At 37.4% G+C, this 6,348-nt stretch carries 7 protein-coding genes and 1 pseudogene; 6 read left to right on the forward strand and 2 right to left on the reverse strand.

Annotation, left to right across the window (positions count from 1 at the left end):
* The first annotated feature begins 9 nt into the window (after positions 1-9).
* Both UC75_RS02225 and UC75_RS02230 read left to right on the forward strand, forming a co-directional pair.
* Positions 10-1,743, forward strand: a complete 1,734-nt coding sequence (locus tag UC75_RS02225; RefSeq protein ID WP_049836537.1) for an ABC transporter ATP-binding protein — start codon at positions 10-12, stop codon at positions 1,741-1,743.
* Between the two features lie 107 nt (positions 1,744-1,850).
* Positions 1,851-2,510, forward strand: a complete 660-nt coding sequence (locus UC75_RS02230; protein WP_049837331.1) for an SOS response-associated peptidase family protein — start codon at positions 1,851-1,853, stop codon at positions 2,508-2,510.
* 58 nt (positions 2,511-2,568) lie between these two features.
* On the opposite strand, the gene UC75_RS02235 is transcribed toward UC75_RS02230, so the two are convergent.
* Complete coding sequence (locus UC75_RS02235; RefSeq protein WP_004792677.1) at positions 2,569-2,937, reverse strand: hypothetical protein; 369 nt, start codon at positions 2,935-2,937, stop codon at positions 2,569-2,571.
* Positions 2,938-3,233: 296 nt separating this feature from the next.
* Between UC75_RS02235 and UC75_RS02240 the strand changes: the two genes are divergently transcribed.
* Both UC75_RS02240 and UC75_RS02245 read left to right on the forward strand, forming a co-directional pair.
* Positions 3,234-4,091 (forward strand): 3'(2'),5'-bisphosphate nucleotidase CysQ family protein, encoded by an 858-nt coding sequence (locus UC75_RS02240; protein WP_049836538.1) that lies wholly within the window; start codon positions 3,234-3,236, stop codon positions 4,089-4,091.
* A 57-nt stretch (positions 4,092-4,148) separates the two neighbouring features.
* A complete protein-coding gene (locus UC75_RS02245; RefSeq protein ID WP_004792672.1) occupies positions 4,149-4,883 on the forward strand; it encodes a histidine phosphatase family protein in 735 nt (244 codons plus the stop codon).
* 57 nt (positions 4,884-4,940) lie between these two features.
* Here the strand turns inward: UC75_RS02245 and rpsT are convergent, their stop codons facing one another.
* On the reverse strand, positions 4,941-5,207 hold the full coding sequence (rpsT, locus tag UC75_RS02250; protein ID WP_004792670.1) for a 30S ribosomal protein S20: 267 nt from the start codon (positions 5,205-5,207) through the stop codon (positions 4,941-4,943).
* Between the two features lie 212 nt (positions 5,208-5,419).
* On the opposite strand from rpsT, the gene UC75_RS02255 reads away from it, so the two are divergent.
* The gene (locus tag UC75_RS02255) at positions 5,420-6,085 is read left to right on the forward strand and encodes an NAD(P)H-binding protein (protein ID WP_049836539.1); all 666 of its coding nucleotides are present in this window, start codon (positions 5,420-5,422) and stop codon (positions 6,083-6,085) included.
* Between the two features lie 12 nt (positions 6,086-6,097).
* Positions 6,098-6,348: pseudogene (locus tag UC75_RS19790) on the forward strand (putative 4-hydroxy-4-methyl-2-oxoglutarate aldolase); the annotation flags it as partial.

Here is a 6,348-nt window from a genome sequence, read left to right on the forward strand (position 1 = left end):
GAAATCCTAATGTCAGAACATGAAAATAAGAATGCGCCGTTACTGCATGTTAAAAATCTACGAGTAAGTTTTAAAGGTGAAGATAAACAATATATTGAAACCGTGAAAGGAATTAGCTTTGATATTCCTGAGAATACAACGGTTGCTTTAGTAGGTGAGTCGGGTAGCGGTAAATCGGTTACTTCTTTGGCAACTATGGGATTACTGCCTATAGGTCAGAGTAAAATTGATGAGCAAAGTAAAATTATATTTGAAGGCAAAGATTTACTGAGCTTATCTCGTACAGAGATGCGTAAAATTTGTGGCAAAGATATTGCGATGATTTTTCAGGAGCCGATGTCATCATTAAATCCTGTTTTTACGGTTGGCAATCAAATTGCAGAAGTGTTGTGTTTGCATATGGGATTGAGCCGTAAACAGGCCCGACAACGCGTTTTAGAGTTGCTTAAAGAAGTAGGTATTCCTTCACCTGAAACTAAAATTAATGCTTATCCAAACCAACTTTCTGGTGGCCAACAACAACGTGTCATGATTGCTATGGCGATTGCGTGTGAGCCTAAACTGCTGATTGCCGATGAGCCGACCACTGCACTTGATGTCACGATCCAAAAACAGATTATTGATTTACTTGAGTCATTGCGTAAACGCCGTCAAATGTCGATGCTTTTTATTACTCACGATTTAGCATTGGTCGGTGAAATTGCAGATAAAGTTATTGTGATGCGTCATGGTGAGATTAGAGAGCAAGGCGCTGCTGAAGAAGTTCTTGAACAGCCTAAAGATGTATATACGAGAGCTTTGCTCTATTGCCGCCCACAAATGTCACAACGACCTTATCGTTTGCCTGTGACCAGCGATTTTATGCGTCAAGAAGACAACATCTTGGTCGAACAAAGTTTTGATGCTTCAGAAATTCCCGAGCGCAAACGTGGCTTAAATGGTGATGAGCAAATCATTTTAGAAGTAAAAGACCTGAAAAAAAGCTTTTATAGCCGTAAAGGTCTATTTGGCAAAGAAGAGTTTCAGGCCGTTAAAGGAGTTTCTTTTAAACTCGCTAAAGGAAAAACCTTAGGTTTAGTCGGTGAGTCAGGTTCAGGTAAAACGACTGTTGGGCTACTACTCATGCGCTTACATCAAGCATCTGGTGGGCAGGCTTTCATCGAAGGTAAAGATATTCTTTCATTAACTGAAAAAGAGTTTGCTAAATATCAACGAAAGATACAGATCATTTTTCAAAATCCATATGCCTCTCTTAATCCACGTTTTACCATTGGGCAGATATTATTAGAGCCTATGCAAATTCATGGTATTGGTAAAGATGATGCTGAGCGCAAACAAATTGCGCTTGGTTTACTTGATAGAGTGAATTTACCTGAACAAGCTTATTATCGATATCCGCATGAGTTTTCAGGTGGACAACGCCAACGTATTGCGATTGCACGCTGTTTAACGCTAAAGCCTGAAATTTTGATTTGTGATGAATCAGTTTCTGCGCTCGATGTTTCAGTCCAAGCGCAGGTACTTAACTTATTACAAGACTTACAAGATGAGTTTGGGCTTAGTTATATCTTTATTTCACATGACTTATCGGTTGTGAAATATATCTCTGATCAGGTGATGGTCATGAATCATGGAGAAGTTGTGGAAATTGCCAATTCGGATGAGCTCTATGCACATCCTCAACATGATTACACTAAACGTCTATTGCAGGCGATTCCTCAAGGGATTCAACACATTTCATAAGCGTAAAGTTATGTCGTTAAAGGCACTTTCGAGTGCCTTTTTATTTGGTTTATGTGGTAAATGCTTATAAAATAACAGAAGTAAATATAGAGTATTTTATTCTTGCTATGTGTGCGAACTTTAAACCTTTAACTCTTGCTCAATTACAGCAACTTCAGTTGCCTGTGGTTGGCTTTAGCTATGCCGAAGAGGTTTACCCTGCGGGAACAATGCCACTATTATTCAAATCACCACAAGGTCTTGAATGGCGTGAAGTCATGTTCGGCTTGGTTCCAAAGTGGGCTGAAGATACCAACATAGCAAAACATACTTACAATGCCCGTCATGAAACCATTTTCCAAAAACCGAGTTTTCAAGAAGCTGCTCTTAAATGTAAATTCGGTGTAATTCCAGTGACCGAGTTTTATGAAAGTAAATATATAAATGATAAGCCGGAACGATGGGGTGTACGCCGTAAAGATGGGCAAGCTTTTTTCATTGCAGCGATCTATGAAATTTGCAAAATCAATGAGACGGTTATTCGTTCTGCAAGCATGTTGACCATGGACGCGATTGACCATCCCATGATGAAAGACTTTCACGAACCAGGTGATGTCAAAAGATCAGTTATTGTGATTCCACATGACCGACTAGAAGAGTGGTTGAGTTTAGAATCGCCTGATATTTCCAGCTTTATTGAAGGTTTTCCAGTGGAAGAGTTTGAATGCTCTCATGTGCCAAAAGAAAAAGTTATAAAATCGACACCACAGTTAAGCATGTTTGACTAATCTATCTAAAATAAGATGAGGTTATTGATATCAAATCTGAATCAATAACCTATATTGTTTATTCAATATTTTTACTTAATGTTTGTACTTCAGAATCTTGAGCTAGATAACTCAATTCAATGGGTGAAATAACAAAAGTTGTATTATCTGAGGTCTGTTTAAATACAAAACCATATTCAAAAGACTGGCTACTTTTGTTTGGTAACCAGAATAGATAAGGACATCCTGTATAACTACCATCCCAACCCATTTCTCTTGCTAAAGCTAAAGCTGTATCTGATTTTGCAATGATTTCTTTAAGAGATTCTTTATCTCTTGTTGAAACATCACCATCATCATCTGCAAATGTTTGTAGGAACTCATTTAAGGGCGTAAGTTCTTCCCAGTTACGTTCTATTGTCGAGAAATGATATCCATATAGCATCATGTGCGCTTTCTTCCATCTTGTTATTGTGTGATTGAACATAGCAAGAAATAGATGAAAAGGAAATGGATGGATCTGATTTAAGTTGTTTATTTTTCATAACTTATAGATTGTTTTTTGTACATAATAATGGTTTTTTTAACATCATCATTTTTCATATTAACTATATAGTGTGCACACAAAGTTTTGTTCATCTAATCATTAAGATAAATTACTTTTTTAGTAAATCAAACTGTTGGCCAATATTGAATTGTTCATAATTCACCTATAATAGAAATGAAACTATGTAGAGCATATTTATGTTTATAACAACTACGCGCCCACAAGATACTTTGATTAATCAGCTTCTTCCAGTTTTGGAACAAGCAAGCCAGATTCTATTACAAGAATATCAAAATTATTCTGCGGGTTATGAGTTTACTATTCATGAAAAACAAGACGATTCACCTGTAACTCAAGCAGATTTAAAAGTGAATCTTTTCTTATTAAAGCACTTGGCAGAGATTACACCAGACCTGCCTGTTTTGTCTGAAGAAAGTGATTATAGTGCTCGCCATGACTGGTCTACGTGTTGGATGTTAGATCCGCTTGATGGAACTAAAGAGTTTATTCATGAGCGTGATGAGTTCACGATAAACCTAAGCTTGATTAAGGGTAAAGAGACAATCTTTTCAGTTATTGCTGTGCCATGTGAACAAGTCGTGTATTTAGGATATCTACAAGATTTACCTTTTAAATATAGTTTTAGTCAAAAGCAGTGGTATCAATATCAGATAACTTCGCCTTCGCCAGATACACCTATACAAATAGGACTTAGCCATGGCAGTAAAAATCCGAAATATCAAAGATTTATTCAGCCTATCGAAAAAGAACATAACATTATTAGAAGAGAAGCAGGAAGTGCCTATAAATTTTGCATGATGTTGGAAGGTGAAATAGATATTTACCCACGATTCCATCCAACTTCTGAATGGGACACAAGTTCTGGTCAAGGGTTGTTGGAAAGTATAGGTGGTGGTTTACTTACTCTTGATGGAAAACCTTTTGAATATAACCAGAGACACACGGTTTTAAATAAGGGCTTTATCGCATTTCGTGATCAAGAAAGCAAAAAAATAGCATTTGAAGCATTAACCCAATCAGGTGTTATAGATTGAGAGTTATGTCAGACATGTTATAGTGGCAAAGTATTGAAAAAAGATGACAAGATAACAATGGCACTCGATTTATTGCCTAAAAGTATGTTTGAAGCAATTGATTTATTGCCCGATGCTTCAACTCCCGTGACCTTATTTACGCGCCATTCTCTAAGAGAACTTGTGGACGGGCAGGGTTTAGCAGGATATGACCTCCAACTTACTCCTCAAGGGCGTGAGCTTGCGCAGGCATGGGGTAATTATTTAATTAAAAATACAGATCGTGTTATCCAGCATTGTATTTCAAGTCCAATACAACGTTGTGTCGATACGGCTGCGCTCATGATTGAAGGGGCTGATGATGTAAGTCCCGAATCTAATACACATACCATTGAAATTATTGAGCAGGGACTACTGGTTGAACCTGGTAGCTTTGTACTAGATATACAGCAAGCTGCTCCTTATTTTAAAAAACAAGGCGCTTTGGGTTTTATTAATAGTTTTGTTAATAATGCATTACCTGGCATGAAACACCCCATTACTGGTGTTTTAGACGTGCTCGAGCTTATTTATCGTACTCATCCCAAAACTCAAGGTGGACTTAGTTTAGCTGTCAGTCATGACACTATTATTGCTGCAATTGTTGCTGTAATTTCTGGTGAAAATAAAATTAAGAAAGAAGATTGGCCTGAAATGATGGAAGGCTTATTTGTATGGTTTGAGGGCGAAGAGTTTCCAAATTGTAAATTAAAATGGATTTGGAGAGGTAAGGCCTATGAGCTGAATGTAGCCAAATTTAACACAGGGCTATAAGCTCAAAAAAGATAGGTAATAAAAAAAGCCCAATAGGGCTTTTTTTACATGCTTCAATTAGTTAGCTAACGCTTTAACTTGAGCATTTAAACGGCTCTTATGACGAGCAGCTTTATTTTTGTGGATGATGCCTTTATCAGCCATACGGTCGATTACAGGAACAGCTTTTTTGTAAGCTTCTGTAGCAACAGCATGATCACCACCAGCAATTGCACTTAAAGTACGTTTGATGTATGTACGAACCATAGAACGCAAGCTTGCGTTGTGTTTACGTGCAGTAACGTTTTGACGCGCACGTTTTTTAGCTTGAGCAGAGTTTGCCACTCTTGCACTCCTTGAAAATAAGTTGGTCTGGGCGGGCTGTGGTCAATCCAGTAAACTGGTGCAACCATCACCAGCCCGTAAACAAGTGCCATATTGTGATGAATAGACACCGTGAAGTCAAGCCTTGAGAGCATTTTAAGCGGTTTTAGGGGCTGCTAAAACCGTAAGAAAAGGTTAAATTTGATACAAACTTAAAGAGGGTTGGATAAAAAATGAGTATAAGTACGAAAAAAGCAATTGTGATAGGTGCTACAGGACTTGTGGGTTTAGCTCTTGTCGAACAGCTTGAGCAAACACCAGAATTTGAAGCGATTACTGTCGTGGTAAGAAAAGAATCACAACTACTTAATACATATAAAAAAGTTAATCAGCTGGTTGTAGAAGATTTCTTAATGTTGAATGATGAAGATGTGAGCGGTCATACCCATGCATTTAGCTGTTTGGGAACAACATTGAAAAATGCAGGCTCAAAACAGGCCTTTTACGCTGTGGATTATGAAATCAATGCTCATTTGGCAGATTTGGTACAAGATAAACATATTCATCTTTTATTAGTAAGTGCACTTGGTGCAAATGCCAATTCACCGATTTTTTATAATAAAGTGAAAGGACAACTAGAAGATTATATTGAAAGTCTACAACTTGAGAAATTGTCTATCTTTAGACCATCTTTACTTATTGGTAAACGCAGTGACGTACGGTTTATAGAAGATTTAGGGCAGAGTCTATTTAAATTTATTGAGAATAAATTACAAAAACCATTCAAATATAAACCTGTAACTGCGGAGCAATTGGCTCATACGATGGTCGTAGCGGCGCTAACGCAAATTGAAGCCTTTAAACGATATGATAATCTGAGTATACAGAAAACTCGATAAGGGAGAATAAAAGTGTCGACAGTACCATTTGTAACATGTGATTTATTAGATGATAACCCTGAAAAAGATTTACAAGTTGTAATTCCTTCAATGGATGGAAAGTTTTTCCAAAGCTATGGTGCACGTAAAACTTTTGGGGGGCAGATTGTAACAGTAAAGTGCTTTGAAGATAACTCACGTGTAAAAGAGTTATTGGCAACAGATGGTACAGATAAAGTATTAGTGGTAGATGGCGGTGCATCTATGCGCTGTGCACTCATGGG

Origin of the sequence: Acinetobacter sp. V2 (genome assembly GCF_001188385.1) — a bacterium.
GTDB classification, from domain to species: domain Bacteria; phylum Pseudomonadota; class Gammaproteobacteria; order Pseudomonadales; family Moraxellaceae; genus Acinetobacter; species Acinetobacter oleivorans.

Excerpts from the sequence above, each read along its gene's own strand:
- UC75_RS02225 (WP_049836537.1), top strand. The coding sequence starts at position 10 with ATGTCAGAACATGAAAATAAGAATGCGCCGTTACTGCATGTTAAAAAT.
- UC75_RS02230 (WP_049837331.1), top strand. The coding sequence starts at position 1,851 with ATGTGTGCGAACTTTAAACCTTTAACTCTTGCTCAATTACAGCAACTT.
- UC75_RS02235 (WP_004792677.1), bottom strand. The coding sequence starts at position 2,937 with ATGATGCTATATGGATATCATTTCTCGACAATAGAACGTAACTGGGAA.
- UC75_RS02240 (WP_049836538.1), top strand. The coding sequence starts at position 3,234 with ATGTTTATAACAACTACGCGCCCACAAGATACTTTGATTAATCAGCTT.
- UC75_RS02245 (WP_004792672.1), top strand. The coding sequence starts at position 4,149 with ATGGCACTCGATTTATTGCCTAAAAGTATGTTTGAAGCAATTGATTTA.
- UC75_RS02255 (WP_049836539.1), top strand. The coding sequence starts at position 5,420 with ATGAGTATAAGTACGAAAAAAGCAATTGTGATAGGTGCTACAGGACTT.